The 21,047-nt window shown below is 68.8% G+C and carries 19 protein-coding genes; 8 read left to right on the plus strand and 11 right to left on the minus strand.

The window, feature by feature from the left end:
• Positions 1-16 precede the first annotated feature (16 nt).
• Positions 17-268: a mycoredoxin Mrx1 gene (gene mrx1, locus CWS39_RS09960; protein WP_102142759.1), complete on the plus strand. Its 252-nt coding sequence runs from the start codon at positions 17-19 to the stop codon at positions 266-268.
• Here the strand turns inward: mrx1 and nudC are convergent.
• Positions 265-1,191, minus strand: a complete 927-nt coding sequence (nudC, locus tag CWS39_RS09965) for an NAD(+) diphosphatase (RefSeq protein WP_102142760.1) — start codon at positions 1,189-1,191, stop codon at positions 265-267. The two genes, mrx1 and nudC, sit on opposite strands and share 4 nt — an antisense overlap.
• The gene (locus CWS39_RS09970) at positions 1,188-2,267 is read right to left on the minus strand and encodes a potassium channel family protein (RefSeq protein WP_102142761.1); all 1,080 of its coding nucleotides are present in this window, start codon (positions 2,265-2,267) and stop codon (positions 1,188-1,190) included. The genes nudC and CWS39_RS09970 overlap by 4 nt, the downstream gene beginning before the upstream one ends.
• Positions 2,268-2,328: 61 nt before the next feature.
• Here CWS39_RS09970 and CWS39_RS09975 point away from each other — a divergent pair, with 61 nt between their 5' ends.
• Positions 2,329-2,724: a DoxX family protein gene (locus CWS39_RS09975; RefSeq protein WP_102142871.1), complete on the plus strand. Its 396-nt coding sequence runs from the start codon at positions 2,329-2,331 to the stop codon at positions 2,722-2,724.
• Between the two features lie 10 nt (positions 2,725-2,734).
• Here CWS39_RS09975 and CWS39_RS09980 read toward each other — a convergent pair whose 3' ends face one another.
• Both CWS39_RS09980 and CWS39_RS09985 read right to left on the minus strand, forming a co-directional pair.
• Positions 2,735-5,977, minus strand: a complete 3,243-nt coding sequence (locus CWS39_RS09980) for an ATP-dependent helicase (protein ID WP_102142762.1) — start codon at positions 5,975-5,977, stop codon at positions 2,735-2,737.
• Entirely contained in the window at positions 5,974-9,087 is a 3,114-nt protein-coding gene (locus tag CWS39_RS09985; RefSeq protein WP_102142763.1) for an ATP-dependent helicase, read from the minus strand. The genes CWS39_RS09980 and CWS39_RS09985 overlap by 4 nt, the downstream gene beginning before the upstream one ends.
• A 64-nt stretch (positions 9,088-9,151) precedes the next feature.
• Between CWS39_RS09985 and CWS39_RS09990 the strand changes: the two genes are divergently transcribed.
• Together CWS39_RS09990 and CWS39_RS09995 are read left to right on the plus strand one after the other, a co-directional pair.
• Positions 9,152-9,910, plus strand: a complete 759-nt coding sequence (locus tag CWS39_RS09990) for an alpha/beta fold hydrolase (protein WP_199178033.1) — start codon at positions 9,152-9,154, stop codon at positions 9,908-9,910.
• A gap of 2 nt (positions 9,911-9,912) precedes the next feature.
• Positions 9,913-10,209, plus strand: coding sequence for an MGMT family protein (locus CWS39_RS09995; protein WP_102142765.1), 297 nt, complete (start codon positions 9,913-9,915; stop codon positions 10,207-10,209).
• Positions 10,210-10,280: 71 nt separating this feature from the next.
• On the opposite strand, the gene CWS39_RS10000 is transcribed toward CWS39_RS09995, so the two are convergent.
• The 3 genes from CWS39_RS10000 to CWS39_RS10010 all read right to left on the minus strand — a co-directional run bounded on the left by CWS39_RS10000 (position 10,281) and on the right by CWS39_RS10010 (position 13,477).
• Entirely contained in the window at positions 10,281-11,135 is an 855-nt protein-coding gene (locus CWS39_RS10000; protein WP_102142766.1) for a TIGR02569 family protein, read from the minus strand.
• 36 nt (positions 11,136-11,171) lie between these two features.
• Positions 11,172-12,365 carry an adenylyltransferase/sulfurtransferase MoeZ gene (moeZ, locus tag CWS39_RS10005; protein ID WP_102142767.1) on the minus strand — a complete coding sequence of 398 codons (1,194 nt, stop codon included), beginning with the start codon at positions 12,363-12,365 and terminating at the stop codon, positions 11,172-11,174.
• 77 nt (positions 12,366-12,442) lie between these two features.
• Positions 12,443-13,477 carry a DUF3152 domain-containing protein gene (locus CWS39_RS10010; protein ID WP_102142872.1) on the minus strand — a complete coding sequence of 345 codons (1,035 nt, stop codon included), beginning with the start codon at positions 13,475-13,477 and terminating at the stop codon, positions 12,443-12,445.
• A gap of 146 nt (positions 13,478-13,623) precedes the next feature.
• Here CWS39_RS10010 and fasR point away from each other — a divergent pair, with 146 nt between their 5' ends.
• The gene (gene fasR / locus CWS39_RS10015) at positions 13,624-14,298 is read left to right on the plus strand and encodes an HTH-type transcriptional activator FasR (protein WP_102142768.1); all 675 of its coding nucleotides are present in this window, start codon (positions 13,624-13,626) and stop codon (positions 14,296-14,298) included.
• Here fasR and CWS39_RS10020 read toward each other — a convergent pair.
• Positions 14,285-14,542 (minus strand): DUF3107 domain-containing protein, encoded by a 258-nt coding sequence (locus tag CWS39_RS10020; RefSeq protein WP_102142873.1) that lies wholly within the window; start codon positions 14,540-14,542, stop codon positions 14,285-14,287. The genes fasR and CWS39_RS10020 overlap by 14 nt on opposite strands.
• 221 nt (positions 14,543-14,763) lie before the next feature.
• On the opposite strand from CWS39_RS10020, the gene CWS39_RS10025 reads away from it, so the two are divergent.
• A complete protein-coding gene (locus CWS39_RS10025) occupies positions 14,764-15,501 on the plus strand; it encodes a hypothetical protein (protein WP_102142769.1) in 738 nt (245 codons plus the stop codon).
• A gap of 52 nt (positions 15,502-15,553) precedes the next feature.
• On the opposite strand, the gene CWS39_RS10030 is transcribed toward CWS39_RS10025, so the two are convergent.
• Positions 15,554-16,258 carry a ferritin-like fold-containing protein gene (locus CWS39_RS10030; RefSeq protein WP_102142770.1) on the minus strand — a complete coding sequence of 235 codons (705 nt, stop codon included), beginning with the start codon at positions 16,256-16,258 and terminating at the stop codon, positions 15,554-15,556.
• A gap of 211 nt (positions 16,259-16,469) precedes the next feature.
• On the opposite strand from CWS39_RS10030, the gene CWS39_RS10035 reads away from it, so the two are divergent.
• Positions 16,470-17,924 carry a DEAD/DEAH box helicase gene (locus CWS39_RS10035; RefSeq protein ID WP_102142771.1) on the plus strand — a complete coding sequence of 485 codons (1,455 nt, stop codon included), beginning with the start codon at positions 16,470-16,472 and terminating at the stop codon, positions 17,922-17,924.
• Between the two features lie 5 nt (positions 17,925-17,929).
• On the plus strand, positions 17,930-19,141 hold the full coding sequence (locus tag CWS39_RS10040; protein ID WP_102142772.1) for an Rv3212 family protein: 1,212 nt from the start codon (positions 17,930-17,932) through the stop codon (positions 19,139-19,141).
• Positions 19,142-19,143: 2 nt separating this feature from the next.
• Here CWS39_RS10040 and CWS39_RS10045 read toward each other — a convergent pair whose 3' ends face one another.
• Together CWS39_RS10045 and CWS39_RS10050 are read right to left on the minus strand one after the other, a co-directional pair.
• On the minus strand, positions 19,144-20,208 hold the full coding sequence (locus CWS39_RS10045) for a protein phosphatase 2C domain-containing protein (protein ID WP_102142773.1): 1,065 nt from the start codon (positions 20,206-20,208) through the stop codon (positions 19,144-19,146).
• Between the two features lie 27 nt (positions 20,209-20,235).
• Positions 20,236-21,039 carry a ParA family protein gene (locus tag CWS39_RS10050; RefSeq protein ID WP_102142774.1) on the minus strand — a complete coding sequence of 268 codons (804 nt, stop codon included), beginning with the start codon at positions 21,037-21,039 and terminating at the stop codon, positions 20,236-20,238.
• Positions 21,040-21,047: the final 8 nt, after the last annotated feature.

Below are 21,047 nucleotides of genomic sequence, written 5' to 3' on the forward strand. Positions count from 1 at the left end.
CTAGGTTGTAGCCGCTATGACTGCTGTTGAGGCTGCCGGGGTCACCATGTACACCACGTCGTGGTGCGGCTATTGCGTCCGATTGAAGAAGGCGTTGCAGGCCGAAGGTATTCCCTACACCGAGGTCGACATCGAAAGCGACCCCGCCGCTGCGGAATTCGTGATGTCGGCCAACGGCGGCAACCAGACGGTGCCGACGCTGAAGTTCGCCGACGGCTCGACGCTGACCAATCCGAGCATCCGCGACGTCAAGGCCAAACTGGGTTAGTTGTCCAGCGCGGCCCAGGATTCGATGATCTCCCGGGCGATCGAGATCGAACCGGGCAGCAGCAGTCGTGAGGATGAGTCGCTGCTCCAGTCACCGGCCTCGAGGGCCTGACGAATCTCGGCGCGGGTGAACCACGCGGCCTCGGCGATCTCGCCGTCGTTGAACGAGAACTCCTGCTGCGGGTCACCGACGGCGTGAAAGCCGACCATCAGCGACCGCGGGAACGGCCACGGCTGGCTGCCCAGGTAGCGGACATCGGTGACGGTGAGGCCGATCTCCTCGGCCACCTCACGAACCACGCACGACTCGAACGACTCGCCGGCCTCGACGAAGCCGGCCAGCAACGAGAACAGCCGCTCCGGCCACACCGTTTGCCGGGCCAGCACGGCACGGTCGTGTCCGTCGTGCACCAGGCAGATCACCGCCGGGTCGATGCGGGGAAACTCCTCGTGACCATTGAGTGGGTTGATCCGCGACCAGCCGGCCTTGACGGGCTTGGTCGGCGCCCCGTCCAGGGCGCTGAAGCGGGCGCTGTCATGCCAATTCAGCAGGGAGGTCGCGGTGGCCACCAACTGCGCGCTGACGTCGTCGAAGATCTGTCCCCCGCGGCGCAGGTCGAGCACCTCGGTCTCGGCGTGCGGGTCGTCGGGGCCCTCGAGCGCGCTGCGCACGGCCCACACGTGGCGGCCGTCGTTGAGGCGGCCGAGGAACACCGCGTGCTCGGGCGGTTTGTCGCCGAGCTTGGCCGCCTTGCCCAGCACCACCTGCCCGCCGGAGATCAGCACCTGATTGCGCCGGTCGACCCGCAGCAGCAGCGCATCGGCCCAGCCGGCGGTGGCGGCGTCGATGTCGGTGCGCAACGCGTCGGCACGATCGGCCCCGACGCGTGACAGCAACGGCACATTGCGCAGCTGAAAGGTCATCGCTCGGAGTCCGTGCTGCGGATATACAGCAGCCGGTCACCGGCCTCGATGGAATCGACCTCGGGGGCGTCGACGCGGATCAATTCGCCGTTGCGCACCACGCCGAGCACGATGTCGGTGAGGTGCCGCGGTGAGCCGCCGACTTCCTTGGGGCTGACCTCGCGTTCGGCGATCGCGAATCCGGCGTCGGGCGTCAGCAGGTCTTCCATCATCTCGACCACGCTGGGCGTCTGGGTCGCGATGCCGAGCAGCCGGCCGGCGGTCTCGGAGGACACCACCGTGGAATCCGCGCCGGACTGCCGCAGCAGATGCTGATTCTCGGCCTCCCGGGCCGCCGCGATGATCTTCGCGTTGGGGGCGATCTCGCGGGCGGTCAGGGTGACGAGCACGGCGCTGGCGTCGTCGTCGGTGGCGACGATGATCGACTTGGCGTGCTGGGCGCTGGCCAGTCGCAGCACCTCGGATTTGGTGGCGTCGCCGTGCACCGTCACCAGGCCGGCGCTCTTGGCCCGTTCCAGTGCGGCGGCGTTCTCGTCGACGACCACGATGTCGGCCGGGGCGACTTCGTCGCCGACCATCGCGGCCACCGCGGTGCGGCCCTTGGTGCCGTATCCGATGACGACGGTGTGGTTGCGCACTCTGCTCCTCCATCGCTGGATCTTCAGTGCCTGCCGCGACTGGCTGGTCAGCGTTTCCACCGTGGTGCCAATGAGAACGATCAGGAACGCCACCCGCAGTGGCGTGATCACCAGGACGTTGACCAAACGTGCGCTCGGGGTGATGGGCGTGATGTCGCCGTATCCGGTCGTCGACAGCGACACCGTGGCGTAGTACAGGCAGTCCAGGAACGACAGCGGGTTCTCCTGCGCGTCGCGGTAGCCGTCCCGGTCGAGGTAGACGATCATGACGGCCGCGAACAAAGCCAGCGTGGCGTAGATGATCCGCCGGACGATGCGCTCGGTGGGGCTGACGAACGGCTCGGGGATACGCAGGATGTCGACGAGCGCGGCGTCCGGCTGCGTCGTCAGATCCTGTTCGATCGCGGCGAGCCGCCGCCGCAACCTACCCTTGGCCACGAATGCCTTTCATCGGTCCGCCGGCGGTGCGCACGCCGCCCATGCAATCATGACTGCCATCATGGCCTCTCCTCCACCCGGACGGCAGCAGATCGCCGGCCCCGCGCGCGCCTATCGCATGGGTGCGGCGCTCGTCGGCATGGGTGTGCTGCATTTCGTCGCGCCCAAGCCGTTCGACGGCATCGTCCCGGCCGAGCTGCCGGGCAACCCGCGGTTCTACACCTACGCCTCGGGGGTGGCCGAGGTGGCGACGGGCGGGCTGCTGCTGGCGCCGCGCACCCGGCGGCTCGGCGCGTTGGCGGCGGTGGCGTTGTTCCTCGCGGTGTTCCCGGCCAACCTCAACATGGTGCGGCTGTGGCGGGACAAGCCGTTGCCGATGCGGATCGGCGCGATCGCCCGACTGCCGCTTCAGATTCCGATGATCACCGAGGCGCTGAAGATCTATCGCAACTCCTGAGCGTGTGGCTTCACGCGGCGGGCGTGGCGAGTAGCGCGGCGAGATCGTCGGCGCCGGGCAGTGTTTCCGGTGTGACGGTCTGCCCGGTCCGCACGTAGTGAAACGCCGCACGCACCCGTTCGGGTGGGCAGCCGCGCAGCGCCGCCCACGCCAACCGGTACACCGCGAGCTGAACGGCCGCCTGCTGCTTGGCTTCCGGGGTGTCCGGCGGTGCGCCGGTCTTCCAGTCCACCACGGTGGCGCCGCCGTCATCGTCGGCGAAGACCGCGTCGATGCGGCCGCGCACTATGGTGTTGCCGGCGAGGACCATGTCGAACGGAACCTCGACGTCGATCGGCGTGCGGGCCGCCCACGGCGACACCATGAACGCCGCCTGTAGCTCGGCCAGGTCCTCGGCGACGGTGTGCGCGACGTCGCCGTCGACCGCGCCGGGCAGGTCGTCGAGGTCGAACAGCCGGTCGGCGTGGAAGAACCGCTGCACCCAGTCGTGAAACGCGGTGCCCAGCAAGGCATGTGGATCCGGCCGTACGGGCAGTCGGCGGGCCAACCGCTGCAGGGCCGCGTCCCGATCGCGTCCGAGGTCGACCAGCGTGCTGACCGACAGCTGGGCGGGCAGTGCGACGGGCTGGCGATCCGGCCCTCGCTCCCTTTCGGCCAGCAGCGCATCGACGTCGGCGACCAGGCCGTCGATGTCGTGCCCGCTGTCTCCGGCGTCTATACCGGCTGTCATCGCCCGCGCCACCAGGGCCGCACCCCGGTCCAGATCGTCACGCCGTGATCCTGCCGGGTCCACTGGCCAGCACGCCTTGATCTGCGTGTCCCGCAGGGGGTTCTGCTCCCCGTCGGCGGGTGGGGGCGCCCAGTGCTCGACGACGCCGCACGGATCGCCGGCGGCGGCGGAACGATCGATGATGTCCTTGAGCTCACACAGGAACGCCGACGGCCCGCGGGGTTTGTTCTCGGTGGCGCCCCAGTGGTGGCCCGACAGCAGCAGGGTGTCTTCGGCGCGAGTCAACGCCACGTAGAGCAGCCGGCGCTCCTCGTCGGTGCGGCGCTGCTCGAGGCTTCGCTTGTGGTCGGAGATCTTGTCCGACAGCTTCTTTCGGTCGTTGACGTCAGACGTGTCCAGCACCGGGACGCCGTGCCGGGAAACGGTCGCGCGATCGCCGCGCAGCAGCGGCGGCAGGTCCGCGGGGTCGGTCAGCCAGGTGCGCGGTGACGCGGTCGAGGGAAACACCCGCCCGCTCAGATGCGGCACCGCAACCACCTGCCACTCGAGGCCCTTGGCGGCGTGCACGGTCAAGATCTGCACCCGGTCTTTGGCCACGGCGACTTCGGCAGGGGCCAGCCCGTTTTCGACGAGCGCCGCCGCGTCGAGGAACGCCAGCAGGCCGGTGACCGACGCGCCGGGCCGGTCGGCGTAGTCGGCCACCACGTCGGCGAACCTGTCGAGGTGTTCGGTGCCCGACCAGCCCGCCGACGTCCGCTGGGCGGCCCGCACCTCGGTGTCGACCCCCAGTACGCGCCGCACCTCGGCGACCAGATCGGGCACCGGGTGGCTCAGGTGTGCTCGCAGCGCGGTCAGCTCACGGCCCAGCGCCACGATCCGCTGATAGCCCGTCGGCGAGTACGACGCTGCGGGCCCGGGATCGCAGATCGCCTCGGCCAGACACGCGGCATCGGCGTCGGGGCCGACGTCGGCGACGAGGTGTTCGATGCTGTCGCGTTGGGTGGGGCTGACGTCGTCGAGGTCGACCGCGCGCCGCCACAGCGCCGCGATGTCGCGTGCCCCCAACCGCCATCGCGGGCCGGTGAGGACTCGCATGGCCGCGGCGCCCGCGCTGGGTTCGGCCACCAGGCGCAGCATCGCCACCACGTCGGCGACTTCGGCGACGGCGAGCAGGCCGGCCAGCCCGACGACTTCGACGGGCACTCCGCGCGCCGTCAGCGCCTCGGCCATGGGCGCGGCGTCGGCGTTGCGACGCACCAGCACCGCCGCCGTCGGCGGCGTGTCTGTTTGGCGGTAGAGACCGGCCAAATGATCTGCCACCCAATCACGTTCGGCCGCGATGTCGGACAGCAGCGCGCACCGGATGGTCCCCGGGTCGGCGTTCGGGCGTGGCCGCAGGGCGCGCACCGCGACCGACCGGCGCCGCGCCTCGCGCGACACCTCGTTGGCCAGATACAGTGCCCGCGGCGGATTGCGCCAGCTGGTGCGCAACTCCAGGGTGGGCGCGGGCGTGCCGTCGGATCGCGGGAAGTCGGTGGTGAAGCGGGGCAGGTTGGTGGCCGACGCGCCGCGCCACCCGTAGATCGACTGGATCGGGTCGCCGACCGCGGTGAGCGCCAGCTGGTCGTCGACCCCGCCGCCGAACAACGACGACAGCGCGACGCGCTGGGCGTGGCCGGTGTCTTGGTATTCGTCGAGCAGAACCACCCGGTAGCGCTGTCGCAGCTGCTCACCCACCTGCGGGAAGGTCGACGCCAGGCGGGCGGCCGCCGCCATCTGCATGCCGAAATCCATCACTTTGTCGGCCCGCATCCGCCGGTGCAGCGCGTCGATCAGCGGCACTAGTTGGGTGCGCTCGGTTTGGGTGGCCAGCATCCGCAGCAGCCACTGGCTGGGTCCGCGGTCGCGTTGATAGGGGCCGGCGGGCAGCGTGTGCACCAGCCGCTCGAACTCGACGTGGGTGTCGCGGAGCTGATCGGTGTCGACGAGGTGCTCGGCCAGCTGGCCGGCCAGCCGCAGCACCATCGCGGTGATCGCGGCCGGCGTCTTGTCCGTGTCGAGCTTGCCCGGATACTCGCAGACCACGCGAAACGCCAACTGCCACAGTTCGGTTTCGGACAGCAGTCGGGTATCGGGTTCGACGGGAAGCAGCAGACCGTGCTCGCGCAGCAAGGTGCCCGCGAAGGCGTGATAGGTGCCGACCGTTGCCGATTCGTCGGCCGTGTCGAGTCCGGGTACCAGACCGGCGCCTGCGAGCCGGGCCAGCCGGCTGCGGACACGGCGCAGCAGCTGCCCGGCGGCCTTGCGCGTGAACGTCAAGCCGAGCACCTCACCTGGGCGGGCGTAGCCGTTGGCCACCAGCCACACCACCCGCGCGGCCATGGTCTCGGTCTTGCCGGCGCCGGCGCCGGCGATCACGACCAGCGGCCCGGGCGGCGCCGCGATGACCGCGGCCTGCTCGTCGGTGGGCGCGAACACGCCGAGCGCCGAAGCCAATTCGGCGGGACTGTACCGCGGTTTCATGCCCGATCCCCGGGGGCGTGTGCGGGGCACATCGCCCGCACCGGGCAGTGGGCGCAGCCGTCGTTGACGCGGGCCACGAACTGCGGCCCCTGCGTGTCCGCGGCGGCCCGCCGCACCGCGTCGAGCCACTCAGCGCGCGCGTCAGGCGTCAGCGCATCTTGGTGCCGCTCGGCGGCACCGTCCCTGCCGGCTTTGCCGAGATAGACCAGGCGGCCGCCACCGGGTGAATCACCGTGTGGCAGGAGCCCTTCGGCGACCGCCAACTGGTACATGGCGAGCTGGGCGTGGCGTTGTGCATCGTCCTTGCTGACCGGGCTCTTGCCGGTCTTGATATCGACCACCACCAGGCGGCCGGCGCTGTCGCGCTCCAGCCGGTCGAGACGTCCGCGCACCCGCACCCCGGGCGCGACTTCACCTTCGACCTCGACCTCCGTGCCCACTTCGGTGAGCTCGTGGCGGCTCTCGGCACGCCAGTGCGCGTACGTCGACAGCATCGCGCGGTGACGCTGCAGCTCGTTGTCGGAGTACCACTCGGCGTCGAACGGCAATGCGTCCCAGATGGCTTGCAGTTTGTTGAGCATCTGACTTTCGGTCGCGCCCGAGTCGGCCACCAGGGCGTGCAGCACCGAACCCACCGCTGAGCGCACGTCCCGAAGATCAGAGCCGCCGTGCCGCTCGAGCAGCCACCGCAACGGGCAATCGGTCAGCGTCTGCAACGTCGACGGCGACAGTGTGACCACGTGGTCGTCGCCGGACCACAGCGGCTCGCTGGTGGACAGCGGCGTCTGTCCGTACCACTGTTTCGGGTCGGCACCGGGCACTCCCGCTGCGGCAAGCCGTGCGAGTTGCGTTGCGGCGCAGGCCCGCACCGCGTCGTCGACTTCCTCGGGTGGTGCGCACACCACCGCGCGCAGCCGACCGACCAGCGCCGCAGGCGCCAGCACTCGCGGTGCGTGGACCGGTGCGACGGGCGCCGGGTCAGGCTCGGTGGAGTACTCGCCGAGCTCATGGCAGAACGGGGACGGCAGCAGCGACTCATCACCGCAGTCGCTGTCCACTGCGGTGATGAGGAGGTGCGTACGCGCCCGCCCCATGGCGGCGATCAGCAGCCGGCGTTCCTCGGCCAGAAGCGGCGCCCTGGTAGACACCCCGGCGTCAGAGGGCGTCACCACACCGTCGAGCACGTCGACGAGGCGCTGCGTGCCCAGCACGCCGCCGCGGGGAACGGTGTTGGGCCACAACCCTTCCTGCACGCCGGCGATCACCACCATCTCCCACTCCCGGCCGAGCGCGGCGTGCGCGCTGAGCACCGCGACCGCGTCCGGCGCCGCCTGCCGGTCACGCGGCGTTGCGGGCAACCCCAGCGCCTCGATGTGGTCGACCAGGCCGCGCAGCGAGGCCCCGGCGGTGCGGCTCACATACTGTTCGGCGGCGTCGAACAGCGCGGTGACAGCGTCCAGATCGCGGTCGGCCGCCGCACCGCCGACGCCGCCGCGCTCACTGGTCGCCAGCCAACGGCGTTGCAGCCCAGAGGAATTCCACGCCTGCCACAGGGTGTAGCGCGGGTCTTGCCCCTCGGCGGCGCTGCGGCGCGCCGCGTTCAGTACGGCACGGATCCGCCGTAGCGGGCGGGCCTGTTCGGCTGACAGCGCGGCCGGGGGCGCGTCCAGTGCCTCGACGAGCAGTTCTGCGAACTCACGCGGCGGGGTGGCGCCGTCGGCGCGACGCAGCGCACGCCGCAACTGGCGCAACGACACCGGGTCCACCCGGCCGATCGGCCCGGTCACCAACGCCAACGCCTTGTCGCCGTCCAGTCCGTCGGCCACCGCTTCCAGGACGGTCATCAATGCCCGTACAGCGGGCTGTTCGGCAAGGGCGGTGGTGACGGCCGGCAGATCGATCGGAACCCCCGCCGCGGTGAGGGTGCGCGCGACCAGCGCACCAACCCGCGGCACCGATCGCACGATCACGGCCATCTGCGACCACGCCACGCCGTCGACGAGGTGTGCGCGCCGCAACGCGTCGGCGATGATCGTCGCCTCGGCATGCGGTGACGCCGCGATCCGCACCGCCACGGTGCCCGCGGACTCACCGGCGCCGGTGAGGGTTTCGGTCGCGGCGCCGGGCAGCCGATCGGCGATCCCGGTGATGGCCCTGGCCACCGCGGGGGCGCACCGGCGCGACTGGGTGAGAACGACCGCAGCCTCATCGTCGTCACCGCGCAGCAGCGTCGGGTCGGCACCCCGGAAGCCGAACACCGACTGGTTCGGGTCCCCGGCAATGACCGTGAGATCCGTCGCCGCCGCCAGCACCCGCACCAGCCGAGCGGCCTGCGGGTCGAGATGCTGAGCGTCATCGACCAAGAGCAGTTTGATGCGGTCACGTTCGGCGGCGAGCAGCGCGGGATCCGTCGCGAACACCTCCAGTGCGGCGCCGACGAGTTCGGCGGCGCCCAGTGCCGGCACGGTGGCTTGCGGGGCGGCCATCCCCACCGCCGAGCGCAACAGCATGATCTGCTCGTAGGCCTGCGCGAACTGTCCCGCGGCCAGCCACTCGGGACGGCCGGCCTGGCGACCGAGGCGTTGCAGCGCAATCGGATCCACCCCGCGTTCGGTGCAGCGGGCCATCAGGTCACGCAGTTCGGTGGCGAAGCCGACCGTGCTCAGCGCCGGACGCAGGTGCGCGGGCCACGCGACGGCAGACCTTTCGCCGTCTTCGAGGTCACCCGCGAGCAGTTCGCGGATGATGCCGTCCTGCTCGGCGCTGGTGATCAGCCGCGGCGGCGGATCGCCGTTGCGTTGCGCCGCCAGCCGCAGCACCGCGAACGCATACGAGTGCACGGTGCGAACCAACGGCTCGCCGACCACGGTTCGCGAACCCGAGCCCAGCAGCCGGGCGGTGATGGCCGCGCGGGCCTGCTCACCGAGCCGTGCCGAACCGGTCAGCAGCAGAACCGATTCCGGCTCGATACCCGCCGCAACGTGTGCGGCGGCCGTCTGGACCAGCAGCGTGCTCTTACCCGTGCCTGGCCCACCCAGCACGCGCACCACGCCGCGCATGCCGGGCTGGGTGAGCGCGTCCGGGGCGAGGACGGAGTGCGGTGCGGTCATGTGGGCATGACAGCACAGGGGTCCGACAAGTCGACGCAAACTGCCGCCTGGCAGCATCGATGCCGTGAGTTTGCATGTGCATCGCTACGGCCCGTCCCGTCCTGCGCAGATCCTTGCCGTTCACGGGTTGACCGGGCACGGTCAACGCTGGCAGACCGTGGCGACGCGACATCTTCCGGAGGTCGCCGTCGTCGCACCGGATCTGCTCGGCCACGGCCGCTCGTCGTGGGCGGCACCGTGGACCATCGATGCCAACGTCGACGCCTTGACAGGGCTCCTCGACGGCCCGGTCGTGGTCGTCGGGCATTCGTTCGGCGGCGCGATCGCGTTGAATCTCGCTGCGAGACATCCGGAACTGGTCGCGGCGCTGGTGCTGCTCGATCCGGCCGTGGGACTGGACGGCGAATGGATGCGCGATATCGCCGACGACATGTTCGCCTCACCCGATTACACCGACCGCGCCGAGGCCCGCAACGAGAAGGCAACCGGGTCGTGGGCCGACGTCGCACCCGAGGAGCTGGACCGCGAACTCGACGGACACCTGATCGAGCTGCCGAACGGCCGCGTGGGATGGCGGATCAGCATTCCGGCGATGATGTCCTACTGGAGCGAGTTGGCGCGACCAATCACCTTGCCGCCCAACGGCATACCGGCAACCTTGGTGCGCGCCACCCGCACCGATCCGCCGTATGTCACCGGCGAACTGCTCGACGCTCTGCGCGCGCACACCGATTTCACCTTGATCGATTTCGACTGCGATCACATGGTGCCGCAGGCCCGCCCCGCCGACACCGCGGCGGTGATCCGCAAGGCGCTGGGGTAGCGATGCCGGCCGTCACCGACGAGCAGGTGGAGGCGGTGCGGGAGCTGGTTGCCGCCATCCCGGCCGGACGCGTGTCGACCTACGGCGACATCGCCGCAGCCGCAGGGCTTTCCAGCCCGCGCATCGTCGGCTGGATCATGCGCACCGACTCGTCTGACCTGCCGTGGCACCGGGTGATACGCGCGTCGGGCCGACCTGCGCCGCATTTGACGACGCGGCAATTGGAGCTGCTGCGCGCCGAGGGGGTGCTGGCCACCGACGGGCGCATCCCCCTGGCCGAGGTTCGCCACGAGTTCTGACCGTTGAGATTGCACTGAGGGCTGCGGTTTTCGCAAAATCGCAACCCTCAGTGCCAATCTCAACGCCGAAACTACAGCGCGAGCCGCACCAACGCCGCGGTGCGGGCCAAGCCGGGGAACGCCGCCGCCGTCGAGCGCGGGTGCAGCGCATGCACCGCCAACCGAAACATCAACGCCCGCAACAGCATCTGCGGCCATTCCGGCAGCGACACCCAGCGTTCGATGAGCCCGTCGTCGGCGTCGCCCCATGACAGCGCGTCGACCACCGCCACTCCCGCCGCCCACGACGCGGGCCGCCAATACGGGGTGATGTCGGTGATTCCCGGTGCGGCAGTACCCGCGAAAAGCACTGTGCCGTAAAGGTCTCCGTGCACCAGTTGGCTGGGGCTCTTGGTCGGCCTGCGCAGCCGGGCCAGCTGGTTGATCAGCTCCACCGAGCGCTGTCCGTCCGCCGAGCCGGGTGACACCCGCGCGCCCGGCGGCAGGGAACGCAGCGGCCGCTCCTCCCACGCGGCGCGGTCGGCGGCGATGAACACGTCGACATCGGCCCAGGGAACGACGGGCGGCTGCGTCAGAAACCGCGGCCGCTCGAGTTTGGCCGTCGCCTCGTGCAGCCGCACCCCCGCCGAAACCACCTCGTCGTGACGGGGTTCGGGGGTTCCGGCGACGTATGTGTCGGCCCGCCAGCCGGCGACCACGTACCGCCCGTCGGTCGAGCGCACCGGCCGGGCCAGCCGCACACCGTCGACGAACAACGTCTCGCGGACCTTCGCCGACCAGGCGGCACGGGCGTGATCGGCGACCATCGAGAGCACGACCTCGCCGCAACGCCAGCCGCCCTCCCAGCTCGAACCGAGCGGAACCGGCCGCGATCCGGTCAGACCGAACGCCGCCAGCACATGCTCCGGCGGGCGTTCCACAGTCACAACCTCAGCCTAAGGCGTCACCCGGCTAACCAGCCGTTAGTACATCACCATGTCGGGTTCGAGCTGTTTGGCCCACGCGACGATGCCGCCCTGCAGATGGACCGCATCGGAGAAACCGGCGTTCTTGACGATGGCCAGCACTTCGGCCGAGCGCACGCCGGTCTTGCAGTAGAACACCGGGGTCCGGTCGAGCTGCAGTTTGGCCAGCGCATCACCAGATTCGAACGCCGACTTCGGGATCAGCTCGGCACCCTCGATCCGGTTGATGTCCCACTCCACGGGTTCGCGAACGTCAATCAGCGCCAGCGGTTTCCCGGCGTCCATCAGTTCGCGCAGCTCGCGCGGAGTGATCGTCGAATCGGCGGCGGCTTCGGCGGCCGCCTCGGAGACCACACCGCAGAACTCCTCATAATCGATCAGCTCGGTGATCTTCGGCGTCGACGGATCCTTGCGGATCTTGATGGTGCGATACGTCATGTCCAGTGCGTCGTAGACCATCAGCCGGCCCAGCAGCGGCTCGCCGATGCCGGTGATCAGCTTGATCGCCTCGGTGCCCATCACCGACGCGATCGATGCGCACAGGATGCCCAGCACGCCGCCCTCGGCGCAGGACGGCACCATGCCGGGCGGCGGCGGCTCGGGGTACAGGTCGCGATAGTTCAGGCCCAACCCGTTGGGGGCGTCCTCCCAGAACACCGACACCTGACCCTCGAACCGGTAGATCGAACCCCACACGTAGGGTTTGCTCGCCAGCACGGCGGCGTCGTTGACCAGGTAGCGGGTCGCGAAGTTGTCGGTGCCGTCGAGGATCAGGTCGTACTGCTTGAACAGGTCGACGGCGTTGTCGGGCTCCAACCGGAATTCGTGCAGTCGCACGTCGACAAGCGGGTTGATCTCCAGGATCGAGTCGCGTGCGCTCTGCGCCTTTGATCGACCGATATCGGACTGGCCGTGGATGATCTGGCGCTGCAGATTGGACTCGTCGACCACGTCGAACTCGACGATGCCGATGGTGCCGACGCCGGCCGCGGCCAGATACAGCAGCGTCGGCGAGCCGAGCCCTCCTGCGCCGATGACCAACACCCGGGCGTTCTTGAGACGCTTCTGCCCGTCGACACCCAGATCGGGAATGATCAGGTGACGGCTGTAGCGTGCGACCTCTTCCCGCGTCAGCTCGGCCGCGGGTTCCACCAGCGGTGGCAACGTCGAACCTGTCGACCCTGAAGGCACTGAATTCTCCTCAGTTCAACTGCTAGTACCCACCACAACGGTAGTCCCGTCGCGATCCTTCCCGGCAGCGATGCCCGTCACGCGATCGGGTAGGGCCATGGGTTGAACCGGCACGTCTTGCTGTCGGGTTTGACGGTTTCGGGGTCGAACCGGGCCGCGTCCTTGTTGCTGGTGGAAAACGTCTGCTGCATCATGATCGGCGCCAGCGCGCCGTTCTCAGGGCAGGCCTCGTGGCGCTGGTAACCGATCGCGTGCCCGACCTCATGGTTGATCAGGTACTGCCGATACGACCCGACGTCGCCCTGGAACGGCACGGCGCCACGCACCCACCGGGCCTCGTTGATGAAGACCCGTGGCTCGCTGCCCAAATAGGCGGGGTTGTAGCAGGACGCCTCGAGCTGGATGTCGTACCCGCAGCCTTCGCGCACGGTCAGCGGCGAGCTCAGCGACACCCGGAAGTCGGGTTGGCCCTGATAGGTCCCGTCCACACGCTGGAAGGCGAACTGCGGATTGTGCGTCCAGCTCTTGGGATTGGCCAGCGTTTCGCTGACCATCCGGGCGAAACCGTCGTCGCCGCCGAACGTCGTGGTGTCCACACCGTCTTCGACTTCGACGGTGTAGGTGAACGTCTTGACGGTGCCCTCGCCCACCTTCTCCGTGGAGCCCGGCACGATGTGCCATGTCTTGGCACCGGCCTCGGTGTACGGCCCGCCGTCGGGCAGGATCCCGGTCGGCAGGTTGGCGTCGAACTGCGTCAACCCCTTCGGCGGGGCGCCGATGATCGCGGTGCCGGCGACGCCGAAGGTCGGGGGGCCCTGCACCGGCCCCTCCTCGTCGACGGGCTGCGGCGCGCCGGTTCCGGTGATGGTCTGGTACAACACCACCGCCGTCAGCACCACCAGCACCGGCAGCGCGTAGGCACGCCATCCGTAGGTGGACACGAAGCGACCCAGCCAGGTCTGCTTGCGGTATTGCCGTCGCCGGTCGCGGTTGGACCTGGCTCGACCCGAATCCACCGCCAGCGGGTCGCGCTGGGCCCGCAGCGGCTCGCGCCACTCGTTGCGCAGCGCCGGCACACGACCGCCGCCCCGACGCCCCGAGTCGTAGGTCACCGAAACAGAATGGCACAGAGCCAGGCACTTGGGTTTCCGGCGCGCCACCAGGTCGGCCCGACGGCCGTCAGTTGCGCGCATGCCGAACGAACGGTAGTAGTGTCGGGGCTTCAAGAGAACCCAGGTTGAACCAGATAGAGAGAGTAATGAGCGATCTCGCCAACACCGCCGAGAGGAGAGGCGCGCAGCCGGCCAACGGTGACGTCTCCCCTGGCGGGAACCGGCGTGGCAACCGGCTGCCCCGCGACGAGCGCCGCGGACAGTTACTCGTCGCTGCCAGCGAGGTTTTCGTCGACCGTGGCTACCACGCCGCCGGCATGGACGAGATCGCCGAGCGCGCCGGTGTCAGCAAACCTGTTCTGTACCAACATTTTTCGTCCAAGCTAGAACTGTACTTGGCGGTGCTGGCGCGGCACGTCGAGAATTTGGTCTCCGGCGTCCGCCAGGCCCTTCGCACCACCACCGACAACCGTCAGCGGCTGCGTGCGGCGGTGCAGGCGTTCTTCGACTTCATCGAGCATGACAGCCAGGGCTACCGACTGATCTTCGAAAACGACTACGTCACCGAACCGCAGGTGGCTGCGCAGGTCAAAGTGGCCACCGAGGCGTGCACCGATGCGGTATTCGACCTGATCAGCCGCGATTCCGGGCTGGAGGCACACCGTGCCCGGATGATCGCGGTGGGCCTGGTGGCCATCAGCGTGGACTCGGCACGGTATTGGCTGAACAATGACCGGCCGATCAGCAAGGACGACGCGGTCGAAGGCACCGTGCAGTTCGCCTGGGGCGGCCTGTCACACGTGCCGCTTACCCGTTCTTGATGGCTTCGGCGCCCACCACCCCGACGCCGAACCCGACCCGACGCACATCGGCAGCGCCGATTTCGACGTAGGCGATCCTGGCGCACTGCACCAGAAAGCGCCTGCCCTTCTCGTCGGTCAGAGTCAGTACGCCCGAGGCCTTGCTGAGCGCGTCGGTGACCAGCTGCTCCACCTCGGTGGGCGTCTGCGCGCTGTTGAAGATCAGCTCGCGAGGGCTGTCCGTGACACCGATCTTGACCTCCACGCTGGGACCCTTTCCGTTCGTGTGCGTTCTGCAAGTGAAGGCTAGTGGACGGCGGCGGCGGCGCGCCGCGGCGGTGAGTTCGCGCTGCGCGAAGGCGCGACCAAACTCGACCCGAACCGAGTCCGGACCGTAATCAACACGCCCGTTCATCAACCTCAGCTGTCACTTCTGCACCGATAGCATCAGGTCCGCTACTCCACGAAACGAATGGGAATGGCTCTATGACCAGGCCTTACTCGCCGTACTCACCGTACGACGCGACACAGACCGAGCGCATCGGCAGTGCCGCCGATCAGCTCACCGACCAACTCGAGCCCGAGCAGTACGAGTACGACTACGACGCGTACGCCGAGTACGGGGACGCTGGGGACTCTGACGATTTCGATTACGACGACCCGATCGACCGGCGCTGGATCTGGATCGCCGGCGTGGCAGGCGCCATCCTGCTGGTCGCGGTGATCTGCACAGTGGTGATCCTCGGCGGCGGGGACAGCGGTTCGGTGTCGGCCACGGTCAGTTCGCCGGCCACGACGAGCCAGCCCGCCACCACTTCGGCGCCCCCGGCCGCCACGTCCAAACCCCCGGTCACGTCATCGCTGCCGCCCGAGACCGTCACCACAGTCACCCCGTCGCCAACGGCGACGGCCGAGCCCAGCGCACCGGCGCCCGCGGCAGCCGCACCCCCGGCGCCGAACACCGTCACCTACACGGTGACCGGTAATCGCCAGCTCATCGACCTCGTGACGGTGATCTACACCGACCAGCAGGGCGCGCTGCAGACCGACGTCAACGTGGCTCTGCCGTGGACCAAGACCGTGGTGCTGAATCCAGGCGTCGAGCTCAGTTCGGTGACGGCGACCAGCGTCGCGGGTCAGCTCAACTGCTCGATCACCGACGCTTCGGGCGCCACCATCGCGGCGCAGAACAACAACTCGATCATCGCGACCTGCACCAAGTAGGGATTTCGGCGCGCGCAGTCGCGCTCAGCGCGACCCTGCGCGCCGAAATCGCTCAGGCGAGGCCGAGCTCCTGCATGCGGGAGCTGTGGGTGTGCTGCAGCCGATCGAAGAACTCGGCCAGCTGCGTCAACCCCTCCCCGCTCGACATCACCAGGTCGACGAGCTCGTCGTGGTCGGCGAGCACGAACTGGGCCTGCGTGATCGCCTCACCCAGCAGCCGTCGTGACCACAACGCCAACCGGTGACGCTGTTTCTGACTCGCCGTGACCGCGGCCTTGACTTCGGCGACGACGAACTGCGAATGACCCGTCTCGGCCAACACTCCGCGCACGACGTCGGCGACCTCGTCGGGCAGCGCCCCGGCGATCTCCAGATAGAAATCAGCCGCGAGCGCATCGCCGATGTAGGTCTTCACGAGGGCTTCCAGCCACGTGCTCGGAGTGGTCAGCCGGTGATAGTTCTCCAGGGCGGAGGCGTACTTCGTCATCGCGGGGACAACGTCGACTCCCCTGTGCTCCAAGGCATCTCGCAGCAATTCATAGTGGCCCATCTCGGCGGCCGCCATGCTCGCCATGTTGATCCGGCCGGCGAGGCTGGGCGCCATCCGCGCCTCCTCGGTGAGCCGGTAGAACGCCGCCACCTCGCCATAGGCCAGCAGCGCGAACAGCTCGTTGATGCCCGGATGGTCGGCCGACACGCCTGTCGTCGCCGGATTGACCCTCTGCTCGGGGGAGGCCGCAGGCTGCGTCGAATTCATGGCCCAACTCTAGACGCCGGGCGGCGCAGCGACCGCCGGGCAAACTGACCAGCTACCATGGGTGTAGGCAGCGGTTCGAGCCGCTCCTAAGAAATGTGCGCGCACGACGCTGGCCCGCCTACCTCAGCGCAGGGCCTGGCCGCTTCATCGTCAAACTCGTGTGCGCGTGGACGCTATGAGGAATGACTTTGAAAGGCTACGTCTACCTAGCATGACCGCACTCAATCTCACATTTGCCCATCTCGGAGTTCGCGACGAAATAGTCAAGGCCCTGACCGAGCAAGGCATCGAACATGCCTTTGCCATCCAGGAGCTCACCTTGCCGCTGGCGTTGGCCGGCGACGACCTGATCGGCCAGGCGCGCACCGGCATGGGCAAGACCTATGCATTCGGTGTCCCCCTCCTGCAGCGCATCACCAGCGACACCGACCGCCCCCTGAGCGGCATCCCCCGCGCCCTCGTCGTCGTGCCGACACGAGAACTGTGTCTGCAGGTGTACGGCGACCTGGTCGCCGCGGCGAAGTACCTGTCCGCCGAGGACCGCAAGCTCTCCGTCGTGTCGATTTACGGCGGCCGTGCCTACGAGCCGCAGATCGAAGCCCTGCAGGCCGGGGCCGACGTCGTGGTGGGCACGCCCGGACGCCTGCTCGACCTCGCCCAGCAGGGGCATCTGCAGTTGGGCGGCATTTCGGTGCTGGTGCTCGACGAGGCCGACGAGATGCTGGATCTGGGCTTTTTGCCCGACATCGAGCGCATCCTGCGCCAGATCCCCGAGCAGCGCCAGTCGATGCTCTTCTCGGCGACCATGCCGGACCCGATCATCACGCTGGCCCGCAGCTTCATGAACCAGCCCACCCACATCCGCGCCGAGGCGCCGCACTCGTCGGCCGTGCACTCGACCACCGAGCAGTTCGTCTACCGGGCCCACGCGCTGGACAAGGTGGAGCTGGTCAGCCGGATCCTGCAGGCCAAGGGCCGCGGCGCGACGATGATCTTCACTCGCACCAAGCGCACCGCGCAGAAGGTGTCCGATGAGCTCGCCGAGCGTGGATTCAAGGTCGGCGCTGTGCACGGCGACCTGGGTCAGGCGGCCCGCGAGAAGGCGCTCAAATCCTTCCGCACCGGCGAGATCGACGTGCTGGTCGCCACCGACGTGGCCGCGCGCGGCATCGACATCGACGACGTCACCCACGTCATCAACTACCAGATCCCCGAGGACGAGCAGGCCTACGTGCACCGCATCGGCCGCACCGGTCGCGCCGGAAAAGACGGCGTCGCGATCACCCTCGTGGACTGGGACGAGCTGGCCCGCTGGGAGATGATCGACAAGGCGCTGGGCCTCAACTGCCCCCATCCCGCCGAGACGTATTCCAGCTCCCCGCACCTGTACGAGGAGCTCGAAATCCCGACCGACGCCACCGGCACCGTCGGTCCGGCGCGGGCGCAGAAGCCCAAACGGTCCTCGGAGAAAACCTCAGAACAGTCGACGGAGCGCCCGGCGCGCACCCGCAGTCGTCGACGGACCCGCGCCGGCAAACCGGTCAGCGCGCACCCCGACGCCGCCGCGCCCGAGCCGCCTTCAACCGATGGTCAGGACGAGGGGGCGCCCGCGCGTCGTCGCCGTCGTCGCCGGCCCCGCAAGCCCGCAGCCGCTAGCGCCAGCTAGGCGAGGTGGTCAAACCCGAGCGCCGCACCCGCGGCGATGTGGTGGCGGCCGCCGCGATCGTCGTGGTGATCGCGGTGGTGGCCTTCCTGATCTGGTGGACCAGCGACGCCAGGGCGACGATCAGTCGTCCTGCCGCACAACCGGTTCCCGCTCTGACGCCGGCCCGCGAGGTTCCGGCCGCGCTCAAACAATTGTGGACCGCGGACAGTCCGAAGACCACCGTGCCGCTGGTGGTGGCCGGCGCCATCGTGACCGGCGACGGCCGCGACGTCGAGGGACGTGACCCGGCCACCGGCGACACGCTGTGGAGCTACTCCCGCGATGTCGAGCTGTGCGGCGTGACCTGGGTGTACAGCTACGCCGTCGCCGTCTATCCGGACTCACGGGGATGCGGGCAGGTCAGCACCATCGACGCCCGGACCGGACGCCGCGGACCCGCCCGCACGGGGTACGCCGACCCGCAGGTCAGCTTGTCCTCCGATGGGACGACGGTGTTGTCCGCCGGCGACAGCCGACTGGAGCTGTGGCGCTCCGACATGGTCCGGATGCTCAGCTACGGCGCACTCGACGCCCCGATCAAACCGGGCATTCCAGCGTCGCCGCTGTGCCGGCTGGTATCGGCGGCGGCCAGTGCCGAGGCGGTGTCGGTGTTGGAAGGCTGCCCGAACAAGGACGAGCTGCGGTTGACGCTGCTGCGGCCCTCCGACGAGGAGGACACCCCGGACCTTAAGTACGTGCCGCAGCCCGGCGTCGGCCCGGATTCCGGCGCCCGCGTCGTCGCGGTCTCCGACACCATCACCGCGGTGTACGTGTCGGCTCCCCGGCCGACGGTCAACGTCGTCGACGAAACGGGTGCCACGGTGGCCAGCACGCTACTGCCGAAGCCACCGGCGGACCAGGCGGTCGCATCGCGGGCCGGGGATCTGATCACTTGGTGGACAGGCGATTCCGTAATGGTGTTCGACGCCGACGGGTTGCGCTACAAGTACACGATCAGCCCGTCGGGGCCCAATGTGCCGGTGGGGCCCGCGACGATCATGGCGGGCCGGCTCCTGGTGCCCGTGACGAACGGCTACGACGTCTTCGACCCCGCAACCGGCACCGGCGAACGACACATCCCGTTGCAGCGTCCCGCCACGAAGTCGGAGTTGGTGCCGGCCGTGGCGGGCTCGAAGCTGATGGAGCAGCGCGGCGACGTCGTGGTGGCGCTGGGCTGAGTTCAGCCGACGTCGATGACGACCACCGTGACGTTGTCGGCGCCGCCCGCGCTGTTGGCCATGTTGATCAGTTGACGCGCAGCCGTTTCCGGTTCCGCGGACGTTGCTGTCGCCATGATGTCTGATGCCTCGAGGGCGGCGTACAGCCCGTCGGTGCAGAGCAGCAGCCGATCATCGGCGCGGCAATCGACATCGACGATGTCTGGTGTCGTCGCTGGTCCGAGACCAAGCGCACGGGTGAGCAGGTGGCGGCGCGGATGGCTGCGCGCCTGGTCGGACGTCAGCGCACCGGATCGGAGCATATTGGCGACGACCGTGTGGTCCTCGGTCAGCTGATCCATCCGGTCGCCGCGGATCCGATACAGGCGCGAGTCGCCAATGTTGACCACCACTGGTCCGCCGTCATCTGCGGGAAGCATCGCCAGCGCGGTAAGCGTGGTGCCCATGCTGGCGTCGTCGGTGTTTGCCGAAACCTGTTGCCACACAGTCTCATTTGCACGCTGCACCGCCTGGACGAGTCCTTTGCGGTTCGGCTGGGCGGCGAACTCGGAGCCGAGCATGTCCAGCGCCAGCCGACTTGCCTTGTCCCCGAGGGCCCCAAAGCCGTCCGCCACCGCATACAGCATTCCGGCGGCGAGCACCGCATCCTGGTTGATATCGCGGACCACACCCTGGTCGGTGCGGTTAGCGGCGGCCAATGCCTTCAATGTCCTAACCATCGTTGCCCTTTCGTCCTCGGCCAGCGCTCGGCGGGCCGTTTCGAGTGCATGCCGGCGAACGTCGATTTCGTCGTCAAGTTGAGTTCGCCACGCGTCGATCTGCTCGTCGGTGGGGTGCCGCAAGAACGCCGCGATGTCCGCGACGGGAATCTGGGCTCGACGAAGCTGAGCGATCACCTTGGCCTGGCCGAGCTGCGCCTCGGAGTAGTAGCGGTATCCCGACACCTGGTCGACAGCGACGGGGGTGAGGACACCCGCGGCCGCGTAGGTGCGCAGCATTTTCGCCGAGAGACCGCTGCGAGCCGCGAACTCGCCGATGGTCAGCAGATCGTCCACGGCGACCAGCATGGACCCTGCCCGACGGGCAAGGTCAAGCTACATTTCCGGTGTGAAGGTCGCCAGATCCTTGCCGTTCTTCCAATGCTTGAGCAGCGCGGCCGCCAGCTCCCGATAGGCCTCGGCGCCCTTGTTCTTGCGGCCGGCCAGCACCGAGGCGCCCGACGCGCTGGCCTCGGCGAACCGCACCGTGCGCGGGATCGGCGGCGCCAGCACCGCCAGGTCGTAGCGGTCAGCGACGTCGAGCAGCACGTCGCGGCTGTGCGTGGTGCGCGAGTCATACAACGTCGGCAACGCGCCCAGCAGCTTGAGATCGGAGTTGGTGATCTGCTGGACGTCGGAGATGGTGCGCAGGAACTGCCCCACGCCGCGGTGGGCCAGCGTCTCGCACTGCAGCGGCACGATCACTTCGTCGGCGGCGGTCAGTCCGTTGAGCGTGAGCACACCCAGCGACGGCGGACAGTCGATGATCACCACATCGAATTCCCTGCCGATCTTCGCCAGCGCGCGTTTGAGCGCATACTCCCGCCCGGCCCGCATCAGCAGCATCGCCTCAGCGCCGGCCAGATCGATGTTGGCCGGCAGCAGCGTCATGCCCTCCGGCGTCTCCACCAGCGCGGTATCGGGCTCCACTTCGCCCAGCAGTACCTCGTGCACCGACACGGGTAGCTTGTCCGGATCCTGCCCGAGGGAGAACGTCAAACACCCCTGCGGATCCAGGTCCACGAGCAGCACCCGTCGACCTTTCTCCACCATCGCCGCACCCAACGACGCCACCGTCGTCGTCTTGGCTACCCCACCCTTTTGATTGGCGACCGCTAATACACGCGTCACGGTGTTCATCCTGGCAT

The organism is Mycobacterium hubeiense (assembly GCF_002838065.1).
GTDB classification, from domain to species: Bacteria; Actinomycetota; Actinomycetes; order Mycobacteriales; family Mycobacteriaceae; genus Mycobacterium; species Mycobacterium hubeiense.